Source organism: Hymenobacter polaris (genome assembly GCF_012927305.1).
GTDB classification, from domain to species: Bacteria; Bacteroidota; Bacteroidia; order Cytophagales; family Hymenobacteraceae; genus Hymenobacter; species Hymenobacter polaris.
On the sequence record NZ_JABBGH010000002.1, the window covers coordinates 569,892 to 593,227 of the forward strand.

At 62.6% G+C, this 23,336-nt stretch carries 18 protein-coding genes; 7 read left to right on the forward strand and 11 right to left on the reverse strand.

The window, feature by feature from the left end:
- The first annotated feature begins 117 nt into the window (after positions 1-117).
- Positions 118-1,248, forward strand: a complete 1,131-nt coding sequence (locus HHL22_RS12750; protein WP_169531741.1) for a phytase — start codon at positions 118-120, stop codon at positions 1,246-1,248.
- Between the two features lie 82 nt (positions 1,249-1,330).
- Here HHL22_RS12750 and HHL22_RS12755 read toward each other — a convergent pair whose 3' ends face one another.
- From HHL22_RS12755 to HHL22_RS12770, 4 genes are all read right to left on the reverse strand, one after another.
- Positions 1,331-2,740, reverse strand: a complete 1,410-nt coding sequence (locus HHL22_RS12755; RefSeq protein WP_206680721.1) for an MFS transporter — start codon at positions 2,738-2,740, stop codon at positions 1,331-1,333.
- Between the two features lie 243 nt (positions 2,741-2,983).
- Complete coding sequence (locus HHL22_RS12760; RefSeq protein ID WP_169531742.1) at positions 2,984-4,759, reverse strand: alpha-amylase family glycosyl hydrolase; 1,776 nt, start codon at positions 4,757-4,759, stop codon at positions 2,984-2,986.
- Positions 4,760-4,828: 69 nt separating this feature from the next.
- Entirely contained in the window at positions 4,829-5,182 is a 354-nt protein-coding gene (locus tag HHL22_RS12765) for a GxxExxY protein (protein WP_394354455.1), read from the reverse strand.
- Between the two features lie 89 nt (positions 5,183-5,271).
- Positions 5,272-7,191, reverse strand: a complete 1,920-nt coding sequence (locus HHL22_RS12770; RefSeq protein ID WP_169531744.1) for a glycoside hydrolase family 13 protein — start codon at positions 7,189-7,191, stop codon at positions 5,272-5,274.
- Between the two features lie 206 nt (positions 7,192-7,397).
- Here HHL22_RS12770 and glgP point away from each other — a divergent pair, with 206 nt between their 5' ends.
- On the forward strand, positions 7,398-9,041 hold the full coding sequence (gene glgP / locus HHL22_RS12775) for an alpha-glucan family phosphorylase (RefSeq protein WP_169531745.1): 1,644 nt from the start codon (positions 7,398-7,400) through the stop codon (positions 9,039-9,041).
- A 213-nt stretch (positions 9,042-9,254) separates the two neighbouring features.
- Positions 9,255-9,917, forward strand: a complete 663-nt coding sequence (locus tag HHL22_RS12780; RefSeq protein WP_169531746.1) for an SOS response-associated peptidase — start codon at positions 9,255-9,257, stop codon at positions 9,915-9,917.
- Between the two features lie 97 nt (positions 9,918-10,014).
- Here the strand turns inward: HHL22_RS12780 and HHL22_RS12785 are convergent, their stop codons facing one another.
- The 5 genes from HHL22_RS12785 to HHL22_RS12805 form a co-directional block, all read right to left on the reverse strand.
- Positions 10,015-12,384 carry a hypothetical protein gene (locus HHL22_RS12785; protein ID WP_169531747.1) on the reverse strand — a complete coding sequence of 790 codons (2,370 nt, stop codon included), beginning with the start codon at positions 12,382-12,384 and terminating at the stop codon, positions 10,015-10,017.
- A 41-nt stretch (positions 12,385-12,425) separates the two neighbouring features.
- Complete coding sequence (locus HHL22_RS12790) at positions 12,426-13,616, reverse strand: DUF4249 domain-containing protein (RefSeq protein WP_169531748.1); 1,191 nt, start codon at positions 13,614-13,616, stop codon at positions 12,426-12,428.
- A 40-nt stretch (positions 13,617-13,656) separates the two neighbouring features.
- Positions 13,657-14,709 carry a DUF4249 domain-containing protein gene (locus HHL22_RS12795; RefSeq protein ID WP_169531749.1) on the reverse strand — a complete coding sequence of 351 codons (1,053 nt, stop codon included), beginning with the start codon at positions 14,707-14,709 and terminating at the stop codon, positions 13,657-13,659.
- 86 nt (positions 14,710-14,795) lie between these two features.
- Positions 14,796-17,588, reverse strand: coding sequence for a TonB-dependent receptor (locus HHL22_RS12800; RefSeq protein ID WP_169531750.1), 2,793 nt, complete (start codon positions 17,586-17,588; stop codon positions 14,796-14,798).
- Between the two features lie 27 nt (positions 17,589-17,615).
- A complete protein-coding gene (locus HHL22_RS12805) occupies positions 17,616-18,395 on the reverse strand; it encodes a hypothetical protein (RefSeq protein WP_169531751.1) in 780 nt (259 codons plus the stop codon).
- A gap of 285 nt (positions 18,396-18,680) precedes the next feature.
- Between HHL22_RS12805 and HHL22_RS12810 the strand changes: the two genes are divergently transcribed.
- Together HHL22_RS12810 and HHL22_RS12815 are read left to right on the forward strand one after the other, a co-directional pair.
- Positions 18,681-19,328, forward strand: a complete 648-nt coding sequence (locus HHL22_RS12810) for an alpha/beta hydrolase (protein ID WP_169531752.1) — start codon at positions 18,681-18,683, stop codon at positions 19,326-19,328.
- A 38-nt stretch (positions 19,329-19,366) separates the two neighbouring features.
- Complete coding sequence (locus tag HHL22_RS12815) at positions 19,367-20,065, forward strand: hypothetical protein (RefSeq protein ID WP_169531753.1); 699 nt, start codon at positions 19,367-19,369, stop codon at positions 20,063-20,065.
- A gap of 78 nt (positions 20,066-20,143) precedes the next feature.
- On the opposite strand, the gene rpmA is transcribed toward HHL22_RS12815, so the two are convergent.
- Positions 20,144-20,422: a 50S ribosomal protein L27 gene (gene rpmA, locus HHL22_RS12820; protein WP_169531754.1), complete on the reverse strand. Its 279-nt coding sequence runs from the start codon at positions 20,420-20,422 to the stop codon at positions 20,144-20,146.
- Positions 20,423-20,552: 130 nt separating this feature from the next.
- On the reverse strand, positions 20,553-20,858 hold the full coding sequence (rplU, locus tag HHL22_RS12825) for a 50S ribosomal protein L21 (protein ID WP_169531755.1): 306 nt from the start codon (positions 20,856-20,858) through the stop codon (positions 20,553-20,555).
- Between the two features lie 457 nt (positions 20,859-21,315).
- On the opposite strand from rplU, the gene HHL22_RS12830 reads away from it, so the two are divergent.
- On the forward strand, positions 21,316-22,275 hold the full coding sequence (locus HHL22_RS12830) for a ribonucleoside-diphosphate reductase small subunit (RefSeq protein WP_169531756.1): 960 nt from the start codon (positions 21,316-21,318) through the stop codon (positions 22,273-22,275).
- A gap of 142 nt (positions 22,276-22,417) precedes the next feature.
- Entirely contained in the window at positions 22,418-23,326 is a 909-nt protein-coding gene (locus HHL22_RS12835) for a DUF6624 domain-containing protein (RefSeq protein ID WP_169531757.1), read from the forward strand.
- Positions 23,327-23,336 lie beyond the last annotated feature (10 nt).

Genomic DNA, 23,336 nt, shown 5'->3' on the forward strand with positions numbered 1-23,336 from the left:
GGGAGCCTGACGATTACCGCTTGGGGCCGCCGTGGCTCCCCTCTCCCGAAGGAGAGGGGCCGGGGGTGAGGTCTCCTCCGGGCGACTCGTTATATTTTCATTCTGCCTAATTACCTTATGCTCTTCGCCACCCTCCGCCTGCCCGCCGCGCTGGCCCTGGCCCTAGGCCCCCTGGTGCTGCTGCCCACCGGCTGCCAGCACGCCGCCCAGGCCACCAGCAGTACGCCGGCCGCCCTCGCCGCCGACGGCACCAACACCGGGCCCGGCGTGGTGCGCCCAGTGGTCGTGACCCAGCCCGTGCGCTACGACACCGACGACCCCGCCATCTGGGTCAATGCCCAAGACCCGGCCCGGAGTCTGGTCATCGGCACCGATAAGGATTCGGACGGCGGCCTGTACGTATTCGACCTGCAAGGCAAGGAAGTGCCCGGCAAAACCGTGCACGGCCTCAAGCGCCCCAACAACGTGGACCTGGCCTACGGCCTGCCCCTAGGGGGCCAGCCTACCGATTTTGCTCTCGTCACTGAGCGCGAAACCGGCCTGTTGCGCGCCTACCGCCTGCCCGATATGCACCCGCTCGACTACGGCAACCTGGCCGTATTTGCGGGCGCGCCGGCCGAGGAGCGGATGCCCATGGGCATCGCCATCTACACCCGGCCCAGCGATGGGGCCATGTTTGCCGTGGTGGGGCGCAAAACCGGCCCTAGGGAGGGCTACCTGACCCAGTACCGCCTCGCCGACGACGGCCAGGGCCAACTCACCATGACGCTGGTGCGCACCTTCGGCACCTGGAGCGGCAAGAAGGAAATCGAGTCCATCGCCGTCGATAACGAGCTGGGCTTCATCTACTACTCCGACGAGGGCGTGGGCGTGCGCAAGTACTACGCCGACCCAGCCAAGGGCAACGCCGAGCTGGCCTTGTTTGCCCGCACCGGCTTTGCCGAAGACCATGAGGGCATCAGCATCTACAAAACTGGCCCCCGCACCGGCTACCTCCTGGTGAGCGACCAGGGCGCCAGCACTTTCCGCTTCTTCCCGCGCCAGGGCACCGCCACCGACCCCAACGCCCACCCCGAGCTGCGCGCCGTGCCCGTGGCCGCCCATTTCAGCGACGGCTCCGACGTCACCAACGTGCCCCTGAACGCGCAGTTTCCGCACGGCCTGTTCGTGGCTATGTCCGACAATAAAACCTTCCACTACTACCGCTGGGAGGATATGCTGGGTAAAAACCTGCAGGCGGTGCGGTAAACGCATTTCGCCCGCCTTGCGCGGTGCAGCTAGCATCCGGGCAGGGCGGGCGAAATGCGCAGGCTACGTGGCCGGCTAGGACCTACAGGTGCGAGCTGTCGCGGGCCAGCGCATCGTAGCCTACGCGCACGTGCTCGTCCTCGAAGGGGAAGGGCGCGGCCTCGTTGTCGTCTACGCGCAGCGTGAGCAGGCCCGCGATGATGAGCAGCACGCCGCCCAGCACCACCACGTTGAGCGGGTCGAGGGCGGGAAACTGCTTCATCAGGGCCGGCAGGCCTAGGGAGGCGCACACCTGGGGCAGCACGATAAAGCCGTTGAACACGCCCATGAAGTGCCCCATCTGCTTGGCTGGGATGGCGCCGGCCAGCATGGCGTAGGGGATGGACAGGATGCTCGTCCAGGCGATGCCGACGCCCACCATGGCCACCAGCAGCATCCAGGGCTCGGTGATGAAGGCGAAGGAAAACAGCCCCAGGCCGCCCGCCACCAGGCACACCAGGTGCGTCACCTTGCGGTTGAGCTTGCGAGCCACCATCGGCAGCAGCAGGCTAAAGGCGGCCGACACGCCGCTGTACATGGCGAAGGCCTGGCCCACGAAGTTAGCGCCCTCGTTAAAGGCCGCCGACTTGGTATCGGTGGTGTGGTAGAGGTGCTTGGTAACGGCCAGGGTGGCAAAAATCCACATGCAAAACAGGCCGAACCAGGTGAAAAACTGCACCGGCGCGAGTTGCTTCATCACCTTGGGCATGTGGGCCACGCCCGAGAATGTTTCCCGAACGCCCTGCCAGAAGGTGGTGCTGTTCTTTTCCCGCGCAAAGGCGTCCAGGTCTTCGGGCGGGTACTCGCGGCTGGTTACTACTGTGTACACCACGCACAGGAAGAAGGCCGCCGCGCCGATGTAGTAGGAAAACTTAACGGAGTTGGGCACGATGCCGTCGGGGGCTTCGTTGGCCACGCCCAGGCTGGTGAGGATGCTGGGCAGCAGCGAGGCCACCACCGCCCCGATGCCAATGAAGAACGACTGCATGGCGAAGCCGCTGGTGTGCTGCTCGCTGGGTAGCATATCGCCCACAAAGGCCCGAAACGGCTCCATCGAAATGTTGATGCTGGCGTCCATTATCCACAACATGCCGCCCGCTATCCACAGGGCTGGCGAGTTGGGCATGATGAGCATGGCCAGCGACGCCAGAATGGCGCCCACCAGGAAGAAGGGCCGCCGCCGGCCCCAGCGCGGGCTCCAGGTGCGGTCCGACAAGTAGCCGATGATGGGCTGCACCACGAGGCCCGTGAGCGGCGCCGCCACCCACAGAATCGGGATGTCGTCGGCGTTGGCCCCGAGGTTGGAGAAGATGCGGCTGGTGTTGGCGTTTTGCAGCGCAAAGCCAAACTGGATGCCCATGAAGCCAAAGCTCATGTTCCATATTTGCCAGAACGTGAGCCGCGGCTTCACGCGCGAGCCGGAGGAATTGAGAGTAACGGAGGAGCCGGCCATGAGGAAGGCGAATAAGGGTGGGAAAAGCGGAGTTGAAAGTTACGGCTGGTGGCGCGTAGAACTGGGAACAAAGAACTTATAACTCAGAGCATGTTTCAAAATTGGAAAAGAACGTCATGCGGAGCCTATCGAAGCATCTCTACTGCGCCACCTAGGGGTTGTTCGGTAGAGATGCTTCGACAGGCTCCGCATGACGTTCTTTTTGCCTACCATCCACATACCTCAGTCTAAGTTATTTGCGCTCTATTGCGGCTTGATTTCCAGCACCAGGGCCCCTAGGGGGGGCAGCGCCACCGGGTGGTTGCCGGGCTGGGCCGGGCCATTGCCCAGCAGGTCGCGCAGGGTATAGGCGCGCTGGGCATCGAGGCCCATGGCCTGCCAGGCGGCGGGCGGAATGGCCAGGGTGGGCGAGTAGGTTTGCGAGTCGCTGAAGTTGACGACCACCAGCACTTGCTGGCCCTGGGTGTAGCGCAGGTAGGCGTAGAGCTTGCTGGCGTCGTAGCCCTGGCCGGCCTTGTTAGCCGCTTGCAGCTCGTAGAACTGGCCGGCCCGGATGGCCTCGCTGCTGCCCGCGAGACGCAGCAGGCGCACGTAGAAATCGCGCAGGCGCTGCTGCTCGGCGCTCAGGCGGGCCCCGTCAAACTTGCCCTGGTTCATCCATTTCTGGTGTTCGGGCACGCCCCAGTAGTCGAAGATGCTGGTGCGGCCGTCGGCGCTCGAAAAGCCCTCATTGCCGCGCGCGGGCTCGCCCACCTCCTGGCCGAAGTACACCATGACGGGCCCGCTGCCTAGGGTGGCCGACACGGTCATGGCCGGGATGGCGCGGCGCGGGTCGGTGGCGAAGTCGGGGCTGGCGATGCGCTGCTCGTCGTGGTTTTCCAGGAAGCGCAGCATCTTACTGCCGAAGCCGGCGCTTTCCTGGCTCCACACGTGGGTGATGTCCTCGGTGCGGCCTTCCTGGCGCATCAGCCGGCGCAGGCCGTCGTAGAGGCCCACTTTGTCGTAGAGGTAGTCGAAGTGGCCCTTGGTGAAGTAGGTGCCGTACTCGCGCGGGTTGTAGGCCTCGCCGATGAACACGAGGCTGGGCTTCACCTTTTTCAGCTCGGGAATGACCCAGGCCCAGAACTCGACGGGCACCATCTCGGCCATGTCGCAGCGGAAGCCGTCCACGTCCTTCTGGGCCCAGAACACCAAGATGTCGCGCATCTGGCGCCAGGTATTCGGGATGGGGTCGAAGTGCGTGGCGTGGCCGTGCAGGTAGTCCACGCCGTAGTTGAGTTTGATGGTCTCGAACCAGTCGTTGATAGTGGGCGCGGCCGAGAATACGTCGTTGCCGGTGGCCTTAGCCGGAAACTCCTCGTACTTGCCGTCCTCGCGCGGCCCTTGCAGCGGCCCTAGGGGGTTGTAGCCGGCGGGCACCACAAAGTGCTGGTTGGGCAGGTAGTAGAAGTTGTTATTGGGCGCGAAGGCCTGGGTTTTGTCGTCCTGCGCCCCTAGGTCCTGCACGCCGGCCGGGTGGGCATCCGAGTGGTAGGAGCGGGCCACGTGATTGGGGATGAAGTCCATGAGCACCTGCAGGCCGTGGGCGTGGGTGCGCTTGATGAGGGCTTCGTACTCGGCCATGCGGGCGTGCACGTTCACGGCTAGGTCGGGGGCCACGTCGTAGTAGTCCTTCACGGCGTAGGGCGAGCCGGCGCGGCCCTTCACCACGTCAGCATCATCGGCCGGTATGCCGGGGTAGGCGGTCATGGTGGCGTGCTCCAGCACCCCGGTGTACCACACGTGCGAAAAGCCCATGTCCTTGATTTGGGTCAGGGCCAGGTCGTTGATGTCGTTGAATTTGCCGCAGCCGTTTTCCTGGATGGTGCCGTAGGTTTTGTTCAGGGCCACCTTGTTGCCGAACAGGCGCGGCAGCAGCTGGTAGATGAGCAGCTTGTGGTCCTGCGGGGTTTCGGCGGTGGTGTTGGGGTCTTGGGCGTAGGTCACGAGTGGGAGTAGCAGGGCTAGGAGGAGTTTCATGTGGGTGGGAGGTGCGAACGTTTTTAGCCCGCAGAGGACGCAGAGGATTTCGCAGAAGGCGCAGAGTTCTTATAGCCCGTTCACTTTTCGGAAGATGCCTTCCTTTATGGTAGGCACGTTGAAATTGATGAGTAAGCCTAGTTTGTGGCCTGAGAGCTTGAGGTAGGTTAGGAGCTGCTTGTGGTGAACTTCCAGCAGGTTTTCCACAGATTTTAATTCTACTACCACTGCTTTCTCAACCACCAAATCCATGCGAAAGCCGTTTTCAAGGCGCAGGCCATCGTACAGAACGGGTAGGCCTACCTGGCACTCTACCGCCAGCCCTGCCTTTTGCAGCTCGTGCCGCATTAGCGTCTCATACACCGATTCGAGCAGCCCTGGCCCTAGGGTACTATGAATGGTAAAGGTGGCCTTTCGAATCAAATAAGAGATATCATTCTCGTGCATGTCGCGCTCTGCGTCTTCTGCGAAATCCTCTGCGCCCTCTGCGGGCTAAAAACGTCAGAACAAACCTACTTCCGCAACTCCACCACCCAAGCCGTCTGAGCCGGTATCTTAAAGCTCTTCAAGTCACCCACGGCCTCGCCCGTCACCACGTTCATGCCCGACGAGTACCCCGAAGTCCGCTCGGCAAAGCGCGCGCCATCTACCGTCTTCGCCTCCTTGCCCACGTTGGCCATCACCATCACGCAGCCCGCGTCGGTGTAGCGGAAGTAAGTGTACACCCCATCCTGCGGAATGAACTGCATGAGCTTGCCGGAAGACAATACCGGGTGCGACTTCCGATATAAAGCCAGCTTGCTCACGTAGTCGAAGGCCTCGCCCGCCTGCCCCGGCCGGTTCACAAAGTAGTTCTTCGAGTCGCCCGCCCAGCCGCCGGGGAAGTCCTCGCGCACCTTGCCGTCGGGGTTCGAGAAGTTCTTCATCAGTACCTCGGTGCCGTAGTACAGCTGCGGGATGCCACGCAGCGTCAGCAGCCAGGCCAGGCCCATCTTGTACTTGCTGAAATCCTCGCCAATCACCGAGTAGAACCGGCTCATGTCGTGGTTGTCGAGGAAGGTCACGTTGCGCGTCGCATCCACGTATAGCCAGTCGCTCTGCAGGCTCTGGTAAAGGTGCTCCAGGTTGCCATCCTTGAGGGCATCGGCAATGGCGAAGGTGGTGATGAAGTCGAGCACGCCCGGCAGGTTCGACTTAAACCCATCTACCGGCTGCATGATGTTTTGGGCGTAGAAAGCCTGCTCGGCGGTGCTGCCTTCCCAGGCCTCGCCGTAGAGCGTCAGCTTGGGGTACTCGTCCATGATGGCCTTGCCCCAGCTCATCAGGAAGTGCGGCTCCGAATACGGGTAGGTGTCGATGCGGTAGCCGTCGAGGCCGGTGCTCTCCACCCACCACAAGAAGTTCTGGGTGAGGTAGGTAGCCACGTAGGGGTTGCTCTGGTTCACATCGGGCATGGTGGTGTCAAACCAGCCGTCGTTGTAGCGCTTCTTGTCGTACTGCGAGCCGTGGGGGTCGTTGAGGGCGTAGGCGTTGTAGTTGCTGCGCGTGAAGCTGGGCCACTCGTGAAACCAGTTGGCCGCTGGCTTGTCCAGAAACAAGTAGTTGTAGCTGCCCCAGTGGTTGAGCACGATGTCCTGCACCACCTTAAAGCCTTGGGCGTGCGCGTGCTGCACAAATTGCACGTACTCAGCGTTGGTGCCGTAGCGCGGGTCAATCTGGTAGCAGTCCGTAACGGCGTAGCCGTGGTAGCTGGCCTTGGGCATGTCGTTTTCCACGATGGGCGTGGGCCAGATGGCGGTGGCCCCTAGGGCCTTCAGGTAGTCGAAGTGCTGCTCGATGCCCTTGAGGTCGCCGCCGTGGCGCGCAAACATGGCGCCGCGGTCGATGCTCGGCTCGCGGGTACCCTTCACGACGTCATTCTTGGGGTCGCCGTTCGCAAAGCGGTCCGGCATCAGCATGTAAATGAAGTCGGCCTGCGTGAGGCCTTGCGTGCGCGCCGGGTCTTGGTTGCGCGGGCGCAGCTCGTAGGTGGTCGTCAGGCTCTTGGCCCCCTTAAATGTCAGCTTGAGCTGGCCCGGCTTGGCCTCGGGGCTGATGGTGAGATTAACAATTAAATAATTAGCGCTCTCCAGCTTCTCAAAGCCGTCGAGCGTGACGCCCGGATAGGCCCCTAGGGTAGCGGTGCTGCCCGCAATGCCGGGCGCGTGCACCAGTAGCTGTAGCTTAGGGTTTTTCATGCCCACAAACCAATAGGTGGGGTCAATGCGCGGGGCGGTGGCCTTAGCTAGCGCTGACCGATGGTTGGCGGGGGCAGCAGCCTTAGGGGCAGTTGGCGGGCCTAGGGCCAAGGTGGGCGCGGCGGCCGGGCTAGGGGTGGGGCCTAGCCAGAGGGCTACGGCCAGGGCGGGCAGCAGCGAGCGAAGGGCGGACATACGAAGGGGAAAAGAGTGGGCGAAAAAGCAGGGCGAAAAGCCACCGGAGCGGTCCAAAAGCGGCCTAATTGGCCCGCAAACCATTGCGGAAACCACCCCGGTAAAGCATCAGCAAAATACACCGGGCCGCGGCGCGAACCGTATGCGCACCGTTCCTTTGCATCTCCGAACCCTCTTAGTAGCAGGCTGCTACTACATTTTCCCCTATGGCATTTCAATTTAAACCCTACACCCCAGCCGCTAAATACAAGGCCCCGGCAGCGTATTTCTCCATGGAATTCGCCCTCGACCAGAGCCTGAAAATATATTCGGGTGGCCTGGGCTTCCTGGCCGGCTCGCACATGCGCTCGGCCTACGAGCTGAAGCAGAACCTTATCGGCATTGGGATGCTCTGGACCTACGGCTACTACGACCAGGACCGCGACGCCGAGCAGCTGATGACGCCCGCCTTCCGCCACAAGTACTACTCTTTCCTCGAAGACACGGGCATCGTGTTTCCCGTCGTCATTCACGACGCTGAGGTGTTTGTGAAGGCCTACTACCTGGCGCCCGACACGTTTGGCACCGCACCCATGTTCTTCCTCAGCACCGACATCGAGCAGAACGACTACCTCTCGCGCACCATCACCCACAAGCTCTACGACCCCGACACGGCCGCCCGCGTGGCCCAGAGCATGGTGCTGGGCATTGGTGGCGGCAAGCTGCTGGATGAGCTAGGCCGCCAAACCGACATCTACCACCTCAACGAGGGCCACGGCGTGCCCCTAACCTTCTACCTCTACGAGAAGCACGGCCGCGACCTGGCCGAGGTGCAGAAGCGCTTGGTATTCACTACCCACACGCCCGAGCTGGCCGGCAACGAGGAGCACCCCATGAAGCTGCTCAGCGACATGTCATTCTTCTCGGGGGTGCCCGAAGACGAGGTGCGCCGCGTGGCCCGCATCGAGGGCGACTCGCTCAACTACACGCTCACGGCCCTGCGCTTTGCCCGCAAGGCCAACGGCGTGAGCAAGGTGCACGGCGAGGTGGCCAACGAAATGTGGGGCCACTACGCGGGCATCTGCCCCATTATCGCCATCACCAACAGCCAGAACGGCAAATATTGGCGCGACCCGCAGCTGGCTGCCGCCCTCAAGGATAAGAATGACGCCGCCCTGGACGCCCGCAAGCAGGAGCTGAAAAAAGAGCTGTTTAAGGTGGTAGCCAACCAAACCGGCCACCTCTTCGACCCCGCGGCGCTGACCATCGTGTGGGCCCGCCGCTTCGCCGGCTACAAGCGCGCCGACCTGATTCTGCGCGATTTTGAGCGCTTCAAAAAGCTGGTTACCAACAACGAGCGTCCGGTGCAAGTAATCTGGGCGGGCAAGCCCTACCCCAAGGACCAGGGCGCCATTGACACCTTCAACGGCATCATCAAGATGACGCGCGACTTCACGCGCTGCGCCGTGCTCACGGGCTACGAGCTGGAGCTGAGCGCCGAGCTAAAGAAGGGCTCGGACTTGTGGCTGAACACCCCGCGCTACCCGCGCGAGGCCAGCGGCACCAGCGGCATGACCGCCGCCATGAATGCCAGCGTGAGCGTGAGCATCGCCGACGGCTGGATTCCGGAGTTCGCCAAGGATGGCGAGAACTGCTTTATCATCGGCCACGCCGACGTGGAGCTGCCCACCGACCAGAAGGACGATATGGAGTCGGAGAACCTGCACAACGTGCTCGACCAGGTAGTGGCCCTCTACTACGACCAGCCCAAGCAGTTCCTCAAAATCCGCAAGGCGGCCATGAAGGACGTGGAGCCCGAGTTTGAGAGCGCCCGCATGGCCAAGGAATACTACGAGAAGCTGTACCGCTGATTTAACGGATTTCGCAGATACGCCGCTGCGCGGCTGACTACGCGATAGTGACTTTAAAGGCCGCCCTAGGGCGGCCTTTTTGCGTAAACCTGCCCCTAGGGGCTAGGTAGCCTAGTAGCGCGGCAGCAAAGCCGCCCGCCGCCACCTCGCGTAGCCAGCCGCGTAGCGGCGTATCTGCGAAATCCGTTAAATCCGTTAAATCAGCGATAAGTTATGTGTGGCCGTTATACCGTCATTTCGCCTGCGCCGGCCTTGGCCAAGCGTTTTGGGGCTGCTGAGCCCGCCAGTCCCGCGCCCAACTACAACGCGGCGCCCTCGCAGGCGCTGCCTATCATCACCAATGCCGCGCCCCAGCAAATTCAGCTAGTGCCGTGGGGCCTGGTGCCTGGGTGGAGCCGCGACCCGGCCAGCGGCCCCAAGCCCATCAACGCCCGCGCCGAAACGCTGCAAGAGAAGCCTAGCTTCCGGCAGCTGCTCGCGCGCAAGCGCTGCCTGGTGCTGGCCGATTCGTTCTACGAATGGCAGGCTACCGAGCGGGGCAAGGTACCGCACCGTATTCTGCTGCAAAGCGAGGAGCCCTTTGCCTTCGCTGGCCTCTGGGACGAGTGGGTAGATAAGGCTTCGGGCGAAGTGCACCCTACTTTCACCATCATTACTACCGAGCCTAACGAGCTGATGGCCAGTATCCACAATCGGATGCCTGTCATCCTGCCCGGCCCCGAAGCCGAGCGCGCCTGGCTGGCCGACGACCTAGGCCCCAGCGCCCACCAAAAGCTGCTGCTACCCTACGACGCCGCGCTGATGAAGGAATACGCTATCACCACCCGCGTCAACTCGCCCGCCCACAACGACCCCGAGGTATTAGTGGCGGCGTAATTAAATGTGCGAATGAAGAGAATGCAGAGATGTAAAAATGCTAACCATTACATTCGAGCATTTTTACATCTCCGCATTCTCTTCATTCGCACATTTTCTAAAGGGCCGGCTTCACCTCAAACGAGAAGCTGGTGCTGCCGGGCTTCCCATCGGCCCCTAGGCCCTGCACCACCACTAAGTAGCGGCCGGCCTGGTCGCCGGTAAAGAAATCCAGGGTTTGGGGCTGGTTGGCGGCTAGGCGCAGGTCGGGGTTCCAGTACAGCAGGTTACGCAGGTCGGGCAGGCGGCTTTGGCGCTGCGGGTCGGTGTCGTAGCGCGGGGCATAAAATTCGCGCGGCACCTGCAGGCCCTCATATTCTTCGATGAGGGCCCTGGGGTTGAGCGGGAAGCCGCCCAGGTCGCCCTTGTAGGTGACGTAGCTGACTACGCCATCGTAGGTCTGGGAACCCAGAAAATAGCGGTTAGCCATCACGTCGAGGCGCTTGATTTTCAGCGGGTCGAACGCCATAATCTGGTTGATGTTGAACACCGGCAGGCCATCGAGCAGCGTCAAAGGGTTCTCCTTCAGGTTGATGTGCCTAGGCCGGTCAATTACCACGAAGTGGAAGCCATCGCGGCGCTTGCGCACCAGCACAGCGGGCACGTATTCGCGCATCACGTCCTCCACCGTGGGGAAGCGGGTGTACTCATCCAGAAAAAAGTGCTCATCGGGCTTGCCATAAAAGGCCACCGTGTCGCCCGGCACGGCCTGAAACTGCGCGGCCGGCGCGGGGTAGGCGCGCTGGGTTTGCACCCCCAGGTGGCGCTCGCTGAGCGAGGTGGCCCAGCGGGCCGGCGCCGGCGCCAGGCCCAATTCCCCTAGGCCCCCGCCAGTGGTGAAGGAACTCAGCAGTTCCACGCGCAGCAGGCTGTCGGCGGTGGCGTAGTTGGGCTGCAGCACCAGCTTGCGCACCCCGTACAGGTGGGGCACCTCGAAGCGCACCCGGCCGTCGGCCTCGCTCACGGCGTTGCCAAACCAGAAGGTGCGGGCGGGCAGCGACAGGTAGGCCACCTTGCCCGGCGCCGACGCCCCGCCAGCCTGGCTGAGGCGCCCTTGCAGCTGAAAGCCGTTCAGCTCGGGGGGATAGGTAGCGGCCGGGGGGGCGCCGGCCAGCACGTCTTCCCACTTAAAGCGCCGCCAGCCCTGGGTGAGCAGCAGGTTGTCGGTGGCCTGGCGGGCGGTGGCGCTGGAGTCGCGCAGGTAGTAGCCGGCGTCTTCCACGTAGCCGGGCAGGTCGGCCGCCAGCAGCAGCGCGGCGGCGATGTCGGCCGGGGCGGCGCTGGCCGCCAGCGAGTCGAGCCGGTACACGGCCAGCGACGCGGCGGCCGGCTGCGGGGCTTGCAGCTGCACGGTGGCGCGGCTGCGCGGGGCGTAGGCGGCGGCCCCGGCTTGGCCTTGCATGGCCAGCAATTGCCCCGCTGTGGGTCGCTTAAAGTACAAGCGTTCAGCTACCGGCCGCCGGCCCGCAAACACGGTGAGGTGCGAGATGCCGGGCGGCAGCCGCCGCGCATCGAGCTGAAAAACGGCCTGGCCGCCCGCGACAGCCGTCGTTTCGGTGGCCGTGACGCGCTGCCCGGTGTGGGCCACCAGGTACAGGGTTTCGGCGGTGGCGGGCCGGGCCTGCACCTGCACGCTGAGGCTAGGGCCGGCCTCGCGCAGCTGCAGCGCGTAGCCTTGGGCGGCAGCCGCAGGCAAGGGCTGCGTTAGCTTCTGGCCGCCGGGCAGCGCCACGCTGGCGGTGTAGCGCTGCCCTAGGGCCGGCGTGAAAACAAAGCTGCCCATGCCCGCCCGCAGCGTTTGGAACGACGCTACCACCGTGCCGCGCTCGTCGGCCACGGTGCCGGCCACGGCTGCGCCGCGCCCGAGGGCATTGGTAGCCTTAAAGCCCAGGCGGCCGGGTACGCCCGCCACCAATTGCCCGCCCTCGGGGAAAAACCGCAGGTCGAGGGCCGGGGCGGCGCTGGCGGTGGGTGCGGCCACGGGCTGCCAGGTATTGACGATGCTGATGGGCGCCTGGAAGTAGTAGTCGGGGCCGGCGTTTTTCATCCAGTTGGTGTAGGCGCGCAGCACGTAGCGGCCGCTGGGCAGCTCGGCAGGCAGCGCCAGCGTGCCCTGCCCTAGGGCCTGGCGCAGGGCCAGCTTGGCTTGCAGCACGGGGCGGCGGGCGGCATCCAGCAGCTCTACGTAGGCCACTTTGCTCATCGCCAGCGGCCGGTGCTGGGTGCCATCCACGACGTACACCTTCAGCCACATGGTTTCGCCGGCGGCGTAGGCGGGCCGGTCGTGGTGCACGTAGAGCTGCTCGGTGAGCGCCTGCTGCTGGTAACGGCGCAGCTGCCGCGCCAGCGAGTCGGCCGGGCTCTGGGCCTGGGCGGGGTAGGCGAGCGAGCCTAGGGCCACGGCGGAAAGGAAAACGCAAAAACGCATAGGACGCACTAAGTAGCAAGAAGCCAATGGCAAGCGAAGCCTCACCAGAAGCTGGGTTTTACATTGCTGCCCCGCAGGCGGCAGTCGGCGCACTCGGCGCTGGCCCCCAGAATACCATCGCCCCCGGCGTCCGACGCAAAATCCAGGGGGATGTAGGCGGGCAGCCGAAACAGGTCGTAAACGCCGAGCTTATCGCAAGTGCCCTGCGGGTCGCAGTAATAGGAGATATTCGCCTGGCAGGTGTTGTAAGGGGTGTCGTAGTCCTCCAACGCGCGGGCAGGCAAATCGGCCCGGCTGATAAACAAGCGCTGCTGCCGCAGGGTGTGGGCACCCACGTAGCCGAGCACCGGCTCGGCATTGCCTACCCGGTGCACGTTGCCCGTCAGCTGCACCGGCAGCGGGTCGTTGATGGTGCCTACCGCCTCCGTATTCTTGCGCAGTAACTCGTTGTAGGCAAACTCGGGGGCCGTTTCCACATACTCGCTCACCAGCACGCTGTAGCGCACCTTGAAGCGCTCGGCCCGGGCGGGAATGGTGCGCACCACGTAGTCGGTGAGGGCATCCTGGCTAAGTTGGGCGGAAGTGGTTTGCACGATGTCGGTGGGCCGCTCGGTGCGCCAGCACGTGTAAATGGGCGTGCTGCGGGCGCTGATAATTGCCTGGCCCGGCCCTGGCTTTGCGTAGTACTCGATGTTGGAGTGGAAGGCGGCGTTGAACTCCCAGGTTTCCACGAAGCTCCAGCGGTAGTAGCGGCTCTGGGCCGTGGCGTCGTGGGTGCTCACGCGCAGCTGCACCTGGTCGCCGGCCACGTAATAGTCAAGCTTGTCGATGGCGGGCGTGACTTTGAGTGGCACCAAGTCCGACTCGTAGTTGGCCGCGCCGCTGCCCGCCGTGGTGATGCGCAGCTGGTACTGGCGGGCCGGGTTCAGCAGCAGGCTGTCGGACTGGTAGAAGCCGGCGCTCCGTTCCGTAAGCGCGTAGCGCGTGCCTTGGTCATCGAAAATAAAAAGCCGGGCGCCTTTCTCGGCGGGTGGCGAGCTGGTGGTGGCCAGCGCAATGGTGCGCGCGAGGTGGATGCGCGTGGCCCCGTTGCCATTGATGAAGCCGTCCACCACCAGGTAGCTGGTCGTGGGCGTCGCCACGTCCGGCACGTACGACTCGACGCAGCCGCCCAGCCCCAGCAGAATGGCTCCTAGGGAAAGACGCAGAAAAAAACGCGGATAAAGCGACATAGCGCAAGCGTGGGAAAAGGAAGAGAAAGGACTGCCGCAACTACCAGAAGCTAGGTTTCACGTTGCTGCCCCGCGTCCGACAATCTACGCACTCGCTGCTAGAGCCGTAGTAAGTACCAGTTTTCGAGTCGTGGCCAATCGGAACAAACGCGGGCGTTTTAAAAACTTCTTCCCCCATCGAGTCAATGGCGCAAGCGCGGTAGGGACTATCAAACACCCAATCGCCTGGCAGGGGTAGGTCGGCGCGGTTGATGAATAGGCGCTGGTACTGCACGGTGTGAGCACCCACGTAGCCCAGCACGGGCTCGGCATTGCCTACCCGGTGCACGTTGCCCGTGAGCTGCACCGGCAGCGGGTCGTTGACCGTGCCCACGGCTTCGGTATTCTTGCGCAGCAATTCGTAGTAGGCGTACTCGTCGGCCGTTTCAACTACCTGGCTTACCAGCACGCTGTAGCGAATTTTCAGCCGCTCGGCGCGCGCCGAAAAGGCTAGTAGCTGCCAGTCCGTAACCGCATCTTGGCTGAACTGGGTGGTCGTGCTTTGCTGCACGCGGGACGAGCGTACCGTTTGCCAGCAGGTATAAATGGGCGTGGTGCGACTTCTGATGTCATCATATACGGAACTGTATTCCAGCGCTGACTCGAAGGCGGCGTTGAACTGCCAGGTTTCGGTGTAGCCCCAGCGGTAATAGCGCGACTGCCCAGTGGCATCGTGGGTAGTTACCAGTAGCTGCACCTGCTCATCGGCCAGGCGCCAGCCTACTCTATCGAGCGGCGGCGTGACTTTGAGCGGCACCAAGTCCGACTCGTAGTTGGCGGCGCGGGTGCCCGCCGTGGTGATGCGCAGCTGGTAGCGCCGGTTGGCTGGTAGCACCAGGCTGTCGGACTGGTACAGCCCCGCGCTCCGTTCCGTTAGCGGGTAGCGCGCGCCTTGTTCGTCGAAAATAAAAAGCCGGGCGCCCTTCTCGGCGGGTGGCGAGCCGGTGGCGGCCACGTTCTCCGTGCGCGAGAGGCGAATGCGCGTCACCCCATTGCCGTTGATGAAGCCGTCTACCACCAGCAGGCTGGCATTGGTGTCGGCTATGTCTGGCATATAGGGATCTACGCAGCCCCCTAGGGCAAGTAGCGTCAGCCGTGCGCCCCAGCGCACAGGCAACTTATGATGAAGTAGCCGACGCATCAGAAACGAAAATTGTAGGTGACCGTCGGGATAGGTTCGCCAAAGATGGAGAGCTTGTAGCCCTTTATTTGGCCATTAACCGTTTGGAAATAAACCGAGTAGGGGTTGCGCCGGCCCAGCAGGTTGTATACGGCCACCGTCCAGGAGCTGTGGGCCAGCTTCTCGATTTTGTGGTTGCCCTCGAAGTTCACGGCCAAGTCCACGCGGTAGTAGTCGGGCACCCGGTAGGCGTTGCGGTCAGAAAAATACACGCGCAGGGCCTGGTCCACGTAGTACTTGGCCAGCGGCAGCGTGATGGGCCGCCCGGTGCTGTAGTTGAAGTTGAGCGAGGCGTTGAAGCGCCGCGAGAAGCGGTAGTTGCCCACTAGCGTCACGTCGTGCGGCTTGTCGTAGTTGCTGGGGTACCAGGCGCCGCCGTTCACCTGGTCGGTGGCGGTGTTCACCTGCACCAGCGAGCGGGCGTAAGTGTAGCTCAGCCAGCCGTTTATCTTGCCCTCGGTTTTGCGCAGCAGGGCTTCCACGCCGTAGGCCCGGCCCTCGGCGTTCACCAGGTCGGTTTCGAGGTGGGGGTTCAGCAGCAGGATGGCGCCGCTCTTGTAGTCCAGAAAATCGTGGGTGCGCTTGTAGTAGCCTTCCAGCGAAAACTCCACCGTGTTGCGCTTGAAGTTGTGGTAGTACCCTAGGCTCACCTGGTCGCCCACCTGCGGCCGGATGTAGTTGTCGCTCAGCTTCCAGCTATCGGTGGGCGACACCACGGTGGTATTCGTGAGCTGGTGGATGTACTGGCGCATCCGCGTCAGACTGGCCTTCACCGACGAGTGGGCCGTCAGCTCCAGCCGGGTCGAGAAGCGCCACTCGGGCCCGCTGTAGTGGGCCAGCACCTGGCCGGCGCCGTAGGTGCTGGTGCCGGTGGCGGTGCTCTCGCTGCGCGAAATGCCCTCCTGGTAGTTGGTGACCGTGCGGGGCCCTAGGGCCTGAAAGAACGAGTACCGCAACCCCGCCTGCACCGAAAACTTGGGGCTGATGTCGAACCGTTCCGAGGCATATACCGCGCTTTCCACCGCCCGCTCGTGCTGGATGGTGACGGGCAGCAGCAGCGACTGCTCGCCCAGCGGCTGCAGGTTGCCCGGCTGGGTATTATACAAAATAGAGCTGGCCCCAAAGTCCAGCGTGTGCTTGGCGCTGGCCAGGTAGTTGAAGTTGGCCTGCCCCGACACCTGTTTGATGGAGTAATCGAAGGTGGACGCGGCGGCCGCGTTGCGCGTGGTTGAGAGCCCGAAATCGTAGCTGCTGTACGCGCCGATGAAATAGGCCTGGAGCTTGTCGGTGAAGTCGTGCCGCCACTTCAGGCTAGCCGCCGTGTTGTGGTAATTGTACACGGTGTCGCTGGCCAGCCGGAAGCGGTCTCGGCTGTAGTAGCCACTCGCGTACAGTGAGTTGTGCGCGTCGAAATCGTAGGTAACGTAGGCGTTGAGGTCGTAGAACGAGGCCGCGCTGTTCTTCAGCGCACTGTTGGGCACCAGGTGCAGCAGCCAGTCCGAATACGAGGCGCGGCCGCTCACCAAGTACGAGCCCTTGGCGGTGCCATCGCCGCGGCTGCCTAGGGGCCCTTCCAGCGCCAGGCGGCTGGTAAGGGGCCCAATGCCGCCCGAGCCGCCAAACTTCTTGCGCCCGCCCTCGCGCCCCTGAATGTCGAGCACCGATGAGAGGCGCCCGCCGTAGCGCACCGGTATCGCGCTTTTGTACAAATCGACCGACTTGATTACGTCGGGATTAAAAGCCGAAAAGAAGCCGAATAAGTGCGCCGGATTATAAATCACGGCGTCGTTGAAGAGCACCAGGTTCTGGTCGGTGCCGCCGCCGCGCACGCTCATGCCGGTGCTGCCCTCGCCCACGGTTTTCACGCCCGGCAGCGCCATCACCACCCGCAGGATGTCGGCCTCGCCAAACACGGTGGGCACCTGCTTAATCGTCTTGATGTCCAGCGTTTGCACGCCCATTTGCAGGCCGCGCACGTTGCGCTCCTTTTGGCCTTCCACCACCACCTCGTTCAGTACGGCCACGTCGGGCGCCACTTCCAGGTCGAGCTGCCCGCTGCCGTGCAGCCACACCTGCCGCCGCGCCGCGCGCACCCCCATGCCCCGGATGTTGACGTTGTAGCGACCCGGCGGCAAGGTCAGCGCGTAGCGCCCCTCGCGGTCGGTGGAGGCGCCCACGCTCGGGTTCTCCACGTACACGGCCACCCCAATGGCGGGCCGCCCGCTATCGGCCAGCCGCACCACGCCCGAGAGGGTGGCCTTGCTGCCGGGCGTGGTGGCTTGCCGCGGCCCCACCTCGTAGAGCTTAAACTCGGAGCTGCCCGCCGCCGTGGCCGCCGCGCTGGTGGCGGCACTGGGGGGGCTGGGCGGGCCGGCGGGCCCTAGGGCCGGCGCGGCGCCCGGCTGGAAGTAGCTGTCGGGTAGCTGGGTTTGCAGCGGGTAGTCTTTGGTCACGAACACGCGCCGCGTGGCCTCGTCGATGGCGAATTGGAGGCGCGTGGTTTGCTGCACCCGCGTGAGCAGCGCCACCAGCGGCAGGGCATCGGCCTGCACGCGCACCGTCACGGTGTCGGTAGCGGCTGGGTCGAAGTAAAAGCGGTAGGGCGTCTGGGCTTCCAGGCGCTGCACGAACTGCTCGAAGCGTAGGCCCCGAAAGTCGCCGCTGATGGTGGTAGCGGCCGGCTGCTGCGCCCAGGCCCCGGGCCCGGCCAGCAGCAACGCCCCGCCAAATAGCCAGGGGTAAAGTTTGCTCATGGAAAAGAATGGAAGTACTACCGGGCCCTAGGGCCGCAGCGTGTAATAATAGCGCAGCAGCCGCTCGGCCGACTCAACCCGGCCAGCGGGCGCAAAGCTGAGCTGCTGCTGCCGGGCGTAGCGCTGCACCTCGGCCTGGTGATCGGGCAGCAGGGCCAGCAGCTGTTTCAGGTTCGCTACCTCGGCCGTGGCCGTGGCCGTGCGCAGGTACAGCGCATCGGTTTGGCGGTACTCCAGGGTAAGCGCCTGGCTGATAATGGCCTGGAACACGCGCTTGCTATGCCGGACCAGCAGGCGCACCGGGCCGTCGGCCAGCAGCTCGTAGAAGCCCGTGGGCAGCGAGCCTGCCGCAAGCGAGTCGCCCACCACGCGCACGAAGCGGTGGCCGCCGAGCGTAAACGACGCCACTTTTTCGGGCACCAGCATAATGGCCACGGCCTGCCCTGGATACAGCAAAACGGGCTGGTCGCGCACCAGGTCGTAGCGCAGGGGTAGGTTAGCGAACGTGCCGCCTCGGTACACCACACTGCCAGTTTGCGCCTCCGGCCCCCCAAAGAACTGGTGGCCCCGCGTGCCCGGCACCTTGTAGTCCACGTACTCGGCGCCATCGTAGAGCACCGTTTCGAGGCCTAGGGCACTGGTATAGGTGCGGGTGGCGGCCGCCACGCTGGCGGCCACCGTGGCCGAGTCGGCCGCGGCCAGCACCTGGGCGGCGGCGGGTTGCAGGTAGGCGCTCAGCAGCCCCCCAAGTAGCGCCGGCTGCCACCAGCGCATCAGGCGAAAGCCACGACGTAAAGTAGTTTTCATAGCAACTGGGGAGCGAGCTTATACAAGTGCGAAAATTGCATCTAGTCTTCACAATGTGCAAGATATACTGGCGCCGCATTTTGCCCGTTCACTTCACTTTACGACAGCCAAACCAGCGATTTTTAGCGGTATTATTTGGGTGGCGTAGCCCCGCCGCTGCGTGGGCGCCTCGCCGCCGGGCTGCCTACGGCAGTTGCCTAGCAAGCGCCCCGCGGGTTGCCTTTCCGCAGTCAAGCAGGTGGGGGGGGGCACTGACCAACTAGCTGAGCCAGTTAATTTGGCGCCGTGTATTACCTGATTCCGGGCCTAGGGGCCGATGAGCGCGTTTTTCGCCGCCTACACCTGCCGGGCCCCGCGGTGGTGCTGCCATGGCTACCCCCCCTAGGCCCCGCCGAACCCTTAGCCAACTATGCCGCGCGCTTGGCCGCAGCCGTGCCCCTGGGCCAGCCCTGTTGGCTGGTGGGCGTGTCGTTTGGGGGGCTGCTGGCGCAGGAGGTTGGTCGGCTGCGGCCCCTGGCGCGGGTGGTGCTCGTTTCCAGTATCAGCAGCCCCGCCCAGCTGCCCTGGCTGCTACAACTGGCGGGCGCTACGGGCCTGCACCGGCTGGTGCCGTTTGGCCTGCTGGCGCGGCTGCCGCGGGCGGCGCAGTGGTTTTTTGGCGCGCGCGGCGGTGCCGAGTACCGCTTGCTCAGCGAGATTTTGCGCGCTACCAACCCCGCGTTTGCTCGCTGGGCCACGGCGCAGTTGCTGGAGTGGCGTGGGCCGGGGCTGCCGGGCGCCGTGCGCATCCACGGCACCCGCGACCGGCTGCTGCCCGCTGGCCGGGCCTCCATCAACTACCTGCTGCCCGGCGCCGGCCACTTCCTCATCGTCAGCCACGCCCGGCAGCTTAGCACTATTCTGCACGAGCTAGCTGCCGCGTCGCTACCTTAGAAGTTGCTTTCCTATTCGCTAGTAGTTGCTTTTTGCCTATGTCGCTTATTTACGCATTGCGAGGCGGCCTACTTGGGCTGGTGCTCTGGAGTGCCCCTAGGGCTGGTATGGCTCAAGCGGCGGCGGTGCCCGCCGCGGCTACTTCGGCTCCTTCATCACCCTGGCTGCTGAAGGGCGGGCTGCGCCTCACGCACCTTAGCTACAGCCGCACCGCTACCAGCTGGCGCCTGCTAATGCCGTTGTCGCTGGCTGCCGAACGCCGCGTAGGTTCGCGCCTGAGTTGGTATGCCCAGTTCGATGCCGATATGCAGCTGGCCAGTACCAGTCTGCGCCGCCGCCGGGCGGTCGTAGGGTCCAACACTACCCTGCCTGCGGTGGCCCTGGGCCTCGGCGCCCGCTGCTACTACGGCCGCCCCGCCGGCGCCACCCGCCAGCAGCCCGGCGTGCCCGAGCTGGGTAAGTACCTGGCGCTTGAAGCCAGCGCCACGCTGAGCCAAGCCGGTACCAGCGCCACAAGCACAACCCGCGGCGCTGTAGGCAACCATAATACGCTGCTCGTGCCGGCGCTCTACGCGCTGTGGGGGGTGCAAAACCGGCTGCGCCCGCACCTGCTCTACGACTTGAGCGCGGGCCTGGGCGTGCTGGCGCCCACCCGCACTAACGCCGAATATTACCTACCTCGCCACGGCTGGGACGTGGGCGCTCAGGTAAATATCCGCTTCTACCTAACCCGGTAAATAAGCCCCTAGGGCACACGGAAAGGGCTGCCCCGCTAGGAGCAGCCCTTTCTGCAGCTATATAACTAGAAGAATAACTTAGGCAGCAGCTTCGGCCGATACGGTGGCCGGCACTACCGATACGAACGAGCGTTCGTCGCGGCCTTTGCGGAATACCACGGTGCCATCAACCAACGCAAACAGCGTGTGGTCTTTGCCAATGCCCACGCCCGAGCCGGGGTGGTGCTTGGTGCCGCGCTGCCGCACGATGATGTTACCGGCGATGAGCGACTGCCCGCCGAAGATTTTCACGCCGAGGCGCTTGCTATGCGATTCACGGCCGTTGTTGGACGAGCCGACGCCTTTTTTGTGTGCCATTTTAGTTTGAGCTATTAGCTAATAGCCAGTAGCTGTTAGCTTTTGTTAGATAAAAACAGGCTGATTAAGCAGAAGCCAACAGCTAAGGGCTGCATTAAAGCCCCCGCTAGTAGCCAACAGCTTAACCAAACTAGCCGATGCTGTTAATCAGAACCTTGGTGAACTGCTGGCGATGGCCGTTCATTTTCTTGTAGCCCTTGCGGCGCTTCTTCTTGAACACCAGCACTTTGTCGCCCTGTACGTGGGCCACGATAGTGCCCTTCACGGCCACGTCCAGGGTAGGCGCACCTACGCTGATAGTGCCGTTGTCGTCGGTGAGCAGGGCGTTCCCAAAATCAACCGAATCGCCGATATTACCGGCCAGACGGTGGGCATACACAAATTTATTAGCCTCAACCTTAGTCTGTTGGCCGGCGATAGTTACGATGGCGTACATGATAGTTCGCGGTAGGGTTCTCAAAAGGGAAGGCAAAAGTACGGCTTTTTCTCGGCAAATCCAAACCTAAGTGGTTAATCATCATTCGCTCGGCCCCGGCCGGCCGACGTCAATGCTGGTAAAAGACCTAAAAATTTTGTCACCCTGACAGCCATAGGCTAAGTAATTGATAGTAAGTCGGAGATTAAGAATAGTGATTTTTGTGGACAACCGCCGTTATCCACAGTTAAAATGTGGATAAGTGGTTATAAATCGGCTTATTCAGCGCGCTTGCTTCATGCGCTACTCACAGCCTGGGCCTGCCACGCGCCACAAGGCCCCGGACGAACGAGCAATTTGGCTAAGGAGTTGGCCGGCCTATCTTTGAAAAACCGGCTGGCAGCGTCGAGTTCAAGCTCGCCACGCCAACTGATGCCCGCAACTTGTTTATTCGTTTCATTTTGAAACCCTAGCCTACATGGAGCCTTTACTCGCCGAAAATCCTAATCGCTTCGTCCTTTTTCCCATCCAAAACCCTCAGGTGTGGGAGTTCTATAAAAAGGCGGAAGCCTCGTTCTGGACGGCCGAGGAAATCGACCTCAGCCAGGACCAGAAGGACTGGAACGGCCTGAACGACAATGAGCGCCACTTCATCAAGCACGTGCTGGCCTTCTTCGCCGCTAGCGACGGCATCGTGAACGAGAACCTGGCCATCAACTTCATGCAGGAAGTGCAGATGCCCGAGGCGCGCTGCTTCTACGGCTTCCAGATTATGATGGAAAACATTCACAGCGAGACGTATTCGCTGCTGATTGACACCTACATCAAGGACCCCAAGGAGAAGGACTACCTCTTCAATGCCCTCGACACGGTGCCCGCCGTGCAGCGCAAGGGCCAGTGGGCCCTCACGTGGATTAACTCCGAGAACTTCGCCGAGCGCCTCATCGCCTTCGCCGCCGTGGAGGGCATCTTCTTCTCGGGCTCGTTCTGCTCTATCTTCTGGCTTAAGAAGCGCGGCCTGATGCCCGGCCTCACGTTCTCGAACGAGCTGATTTCGCGCGACGAGGGGCTGCACTGCGACTTCGCCTGCCTGCTCTACAGCTACCTCGAAAACAAGCTGCCCGAGGCCCGCGTGCAAGAAATCATCCGCGACGCGGTGACCATCGAGCAGGAGTTCGTGACCGACGCGCTGCCGGTGAGCCTCATTGGCATGAACGCCCGCACCATGAGCCAGTACATCGAGTTTGTGGCCGACCGCCTGCTGGTGGCCCTAGGGTGCGGCAAGATTTACAACTCAACCAACCCCTTCGACTTCATGGAAATGATTTCGGTGCAGGGCAAGACCAACTTCTTCGAGAAGCGCGTGGCCGAGTACCAGAAAGCGGGCGTCATGACCGAGCGCGCCGACAATATGTTCTCGCTCGACGAGGATTTTTAAACAACGGTTAAGCTAACAACTAGCTGGTTAAAATAGAAAAGCTTATCCCGAAAGGGGTAGGCTTTTCTGTTTTAAAGTCAATTAGATAGATAAGGAAATAGTAGCTTGCACGTTATTCGCCTAGCTTAATTTATTCTACCTCATGAAAACACTTCTTTTTTGTAGTTTCTTGGTTTGTAACTCTCAATTGGTGTGGGCTCAGGTGCCCGCGGCGATGGCTTATAGCCAAGCCAAAGAAGCCTACAAGAGCAAAGATTTTAACAAGGCAGGGGAGCTAGTAGACCAGGCGCTGAAGCAAAAAAAGCTAGCCACGGTGCCCAAGCTTTATTGGGCCGCGCAGACCTGGGCGCAGGCCGGCCGGGTAGATAACGCTTTTCGCTACTTGAATGCCACGGTGCGGGCAGGCTTCGACGACCTAACTCAACTTCAGAGCGATTCGCTGCTGCGGCCTTTGCACCCTGACCGCCGCTGGCCGCGCCTGCTGGCAACGGTGGCCAAAATGGATGCGGCCCTCGACCAGCCGCTGAAGAAAGAGCTGGCCGAGATACACCGCGCCGACCAGAATATCCGCATCAAAATCAGGGAAGAAGAGAAAAAGTCGGGTCCGGTTTCCCCGGCAGTTGAGGCGCTTGAGGCGCAAATGGATAAGGTGGATGAGCAGTGTCTGGCGCAAGTATTGGCTATTCTCGACCGCCAGGGCTGGCCAAGTACCCAGTTGGTTGGGCGCGAAGGGTTGCACACTATATACTTAGTGATTCAACACGCACCCCCTAGCGTGCAGCGGAAATACTTACCCATGCTGCAAGCAAGTGCCAAGCGAGGAGAACTGGAGTGGTCATCCGTTGCGCTTACGGAAGACCGGGTGCTGAGCGGCCTGGGCAAGCCGCAGGTGTACGGCAGCCAAGTCAGATTAAATAAGGAAACGAAGAAATACGAGCTGTATCCCATTGAAGACGAAGCGCGCGTGGATGAGCGCCGGGCTGCTATTGGCCTGGAGCCGTTGGCTACCTACGCCAAGCGCTATGGGATTAGCTATAAGCCCACGAAGTAAAATGTGGCAG

Bases quoted from the DNA above. Each gene is read 5' to 3' on its own strand.
- HHL22_RS12785 (WP_169531747.1), bottom strand. From the start codon at position 12,384: ATGCGTTTTTGCGTTTTCCTTTCCGCCGTGGCCCTAGGCTCGCTCGCC.
- HHL22_RS12780 (WP_169531746.1), top strand. From the start codon at position 9,255: ATGTGTGGCCGTTATACCGTCATTTCGCCTGCGCCGGCCTTGGCCAAG.
- HHL22_RS12815 (WP_169531753.1), top strand. From the start codon at position 19,367: ATGTCGCTTATTTACGCATTGCGAGGCGGCCTACTTGGGCTGGTGCTC.
- HHL22_RS12800 (WP_169531750.1), bottom strand. From the start codon at position 17,588: ATGAGCAAACTTTACCCCTGGCTATTTGGCGGGGCGTTGCTGCTGGCC.
- HHL22_RS12770 (WP_169531744.1), bottom strand. From the start codon at position 7,191: ATGTCCGCCCTTCGCTCGCTGCTGCCCGCCCTGGCCGTAGCCCTCTGG.
- HHL22_RS12805 (WP_169531751.1), bottom strand. From the start codon at position 18,395: ATGAAAACTACTTTACGTCGTGGCTTTCGCCTGATGCGCTGGTGGCAG.
- HHL22_RS12830 (WP_169531756.1), top strand. From the start codon at position 21,316: ATGGAGCCTTTACTCGCCGAAAATCCTAATCGCTTCGTCCTTTTTCCC.
- glgP (WP_169531745.1), top strand. From the start codon at position 7,398: ATGGCATTTCAATTTAAACCCTACACCCCAGCCGCTAAATACAAGGCC.
- rpmA (WP_169531754.1), bottom strand. From the start codon at position 20,422: ATGGCACACAAAAAAGGCGTCGGCTCGTCCAACAACGGCCGTGAATCG.
- HHL22_RS12835 (WP_169531757.1), top strand. From the start codon at position 22,418: ATGAAAACACTTCTTTTTTGTAGTTTCTTGGTTTGTAACTCTCAATTG.
- HHL22_RS12750 (WP_169531741.1), top strand. From the start codon at position 118: ATGCTCTTCGCCACCCTCCGCCTGCCCGCCGCGCTGGCCCTGGCCCTA.
- HHL22_RS12755 (WP_206680721.1), bottom strand. From the start codon at position 2,740: ATGGCCGGCTCCTCCGTTACTCTCAATTCCTCCGGCTCGCGCGTGAAG.
- HHL22_RS12795 (WP_169531749.1), bottom strand. From the start codon at position 14,709: ATGCCAGACATAGCCGACACCAATGCCAGCCTGCTGGTGGTAGACGGC.
- HHL22_RS12760 (WP_169531742.1), bottom strand. From the start codon at position 4,759: ATGAAACTCCTCCTAGCCCTGCTACTCCCACTCGTGACCTACGCCCAA.
- HHL22_RS12790 (WP_169531748.1), bottom strand. From the start codon at position 13,616: ATGTCGCTTTATCCGCGTTTTTTTCTGCGTCTTTCCCTAGGAGCCATT.
- rplU (WP_169531755.1), bottom strand. From the start codon at position 20,858: ATGTACGCCATCGTAACTATCGCCGGCCAACAGACTAAGGTTGAGGCT.